The sequence below is a fragment of the Amycolatopsis sp. NPDC049252 genome (genome assembly GCF_043197175.1).
Classification (GTDB): domain Bacteria; phylum Actinomycetota; class Actinomycetes; order Mycobacteriales; family Pseudonocardiaceae; genus Amycolatopsis.
On sequence record NZ_JBICSQ010000183.1, the window covers coordinates 1 to 2,441 of the forward strand.

Annotated in this window: 1 protein-coding gene and 1 pseudogene; both read left to right on the top strand. The window is 71.0% G+C overall.

What is annotated here, in order from left to right:
* Positions 1-165 (top strand): annotated as a pseudogene (locus ACGFMK_RS48960) (phosphoglycerate mutase); the annotation flags it as partial.
* A gap of 92 nt (positions 166-257) precedes the next feature.
* Positions 258-2,312: a M3 family metallopeptidase gene (locus ACGFMK_RS48965; RefSeq protein ID WP_392778957.1), complete on the top strand. Its 2,055-nt coding sequence runs from the start codon at positions 258-260 to the stop codon at positions 2,310-2,312.
* The last annotated feature ends 129 nt before the right edge of the window (positions 2,313-2,441 follow it).

Genomic DNA, 2,441 nt, shown 5'->3' on the forward strand with positions numbered 1-2,441 from the left:
GTGCGCTACACCGAGACCCGCCCGTTCGTCCTGCGGGTCAACGACCACAGCGCCGACCTCAGCGGCATCGTGCCGCCGGCGCCGAAGCCCTCGAAACGGGGCAAAAAGGCCGCGAAGGACGCCACGAGCAGTGACGCCGTGGTCGGCGGTACCACCGGCCGGTGACCCGGGCCACCTACGGAAAGCGCTGACATCGTCACCGGGGGAGCCCGTAGGGTGGCGAGACCGAGTGTTTCCCCGATCAGGAGCCTGCCCCGATGATTTCGCCGGACAATCCGTTCGCCGCACCGAGCGACCTGCCCTACGCCCTGCCGCCCTTCGACCGGATCTCCGACGAGCACTACCGCCCCGCGTTCGAAGCGGGACTGGCCGAGCACGCGGCGGAGATCGAGCAGATCGCGGCGCAGGACGCCGAGCCGACGTTCGAGAACACCGTGGTGGCCCTCGAACGCGCCGGCGAGCTGCTCGGCCGCGTGGCGAGCGTGTTCTACAACCTGGCCGGCTCCAACAGCACCGACGAGCTGCAGGCCATCCAGGCGGAGTTCGCGCCGAAGCTGGCCGCCCACCACGACGCGCTCCACCTCAACCCGCGGTTGTTCGCCCGGATCGACGCGCTCCACGCGCGGCGTGCGGAGCTGGGGCTGGACCCGGAGTCGCTGCGGCTGCTCGAACGCCGTCACACCGACTTCAGCCGCGCCGGCGCCGGGCTCGGCGAGGCCGAACAGGCCCGCCTGCGCGAGCTCAACGAGCAGCTCTCGACCCTGCAGACCCGGTTCCAGCGCAACCTGCTGAAGGACACCAACGAGCTGGCCGTCGTCATCGACGACCGCGCCGAGCTCGCCGGGTTCGGTGACGGCGCGATCGCCACCGCCGCCGAGGCGGCGACCGCCCGCGGTGAGGCCGGCAAGTACGTCATCAACCTGACCCTGCCGACCAGCCAGGCCTCGCCCCTGGAGACGCTGAGCGACCGGGACGTCCGCGAGCGGATCCACGCCGCGTCGATGGCGCGGGGCAACCGCGGCAACGACTTCGACAACAACGCCGTAGTCGCCGAGATCGCGCACCTGCGGGCCGAACGCGCCGCGCTGCTGGGCTACCCGAACCACGCCGCGTACGTCATCGCGGACGAGACGGCGAAGACCGCCGAAGCCGCCGCGGGCCTGCTCGAACGCCTGGCGCCCGCGGCCGTCGCGAACGCCCGTACCGAGGCCGCGGAACTGCAGCAGCTGCTGGAGGCCGACGTCCCGGGCGCGACGCTGCGGCCGTCGGACTGGCCGTACTACGCTGCGCAGGTCCGCCGGGAGCGTTTCGACGTCGACACCGAGGCGCTGCGCCCGTACTTCGAAGCCGACCGCGTCTACCTGGACGGTGTCTTCTACGCCGCGAACAAGCTGTACGGCCTGAGCTTCGCCGAGCGGCACGACCTGCCCGTCTACCACCCGGAGGTCCGGACCTTCGAGGTCTTCGACGCCGACGGCACCGCGCTGGGCCTGTACCTGCTCGACCTCTACACCCGCGACGCCAAGCGTGGCGGCGCCTGGATGAACACCTTCGTCGACCAGTCCGACCTGCTCGGCGACCGCACGGTCGTGGTGAACGTGCTCAACGTCAACAAGCCGCCGGCGGGGGAGCCCACCCTGCTGACCTTCGACGAGGTCGTCACCGCGTTCCACGAGTTCGGGCACGCGCTGCACGCCCTGCTCTCCTCGGTGCGCTACCCGACGTTCTCCGGCACCAACGTGCCCCGCGACTTCGTCGAATACCCGTCCCAGGTCAACGAGATGTGGATGCTGTGGCCGGAAGTCCTGGCCCACTACGCCAAGCACCACGTCACCGGCGAGCCCCTGCCCGCCGAGCAGGTCGAGAAGCTCCTCGCCGCCCAGCAGTACGGCGAAGGCTTCTCCACCACCGAATACCTCGCGGCGTCCCTGCTCGACCAGGCCTGGCACGGCCTCGGCGTCGACGACCGCGTGGCGGAGGTGCAGCGCTTCGAGGCCGACGCCCTCGTGAAGGCCGGTGTCGCGCTCGAAAGCGTCCCGCCGCGCTACCGCACCACCTACTTCGCCCACGTGTTCAGCGGCGGCTACAGCGCCGGGTACTACTCCTACATCTGGAGCGAGGTCCTCGACGCCGACACCGTCCAGTGGTTCCGGGAGAGTGGCGGCCTGACCCGCGAGAACGGCGACCACTTCCGCAGCACCCTGCTGGGCAAGGGCGGCAGCGTCGACCCGATGGACGCCTTCCGCGCCTTCCGCGGCCGCGACCCGGAGATCGAGCCCCTCCTGACCCGCCGGGGCATCAACGGAGTCTGATCCCCAACTGTATAACGACCTATACTGCCGGGGGGGGGGCATGGTGGCCGCCCCGCCCCGAACCGAAAAAAACGCCGCGGTGGGGGGGCGGCCGCACACCCAACCCCCCCCAGCGGCGAGGCCCGGCGC

Excerpts from the sequence above, each read along its gene's own strand:
- ACGFMK_RS48965 (WP_392778957.1), top strand. The coding sequence starts at position 258 with ATGATTTCGCCGGACAATCCGTTCGCCGCACCGAGCGACCTGCCCTAC.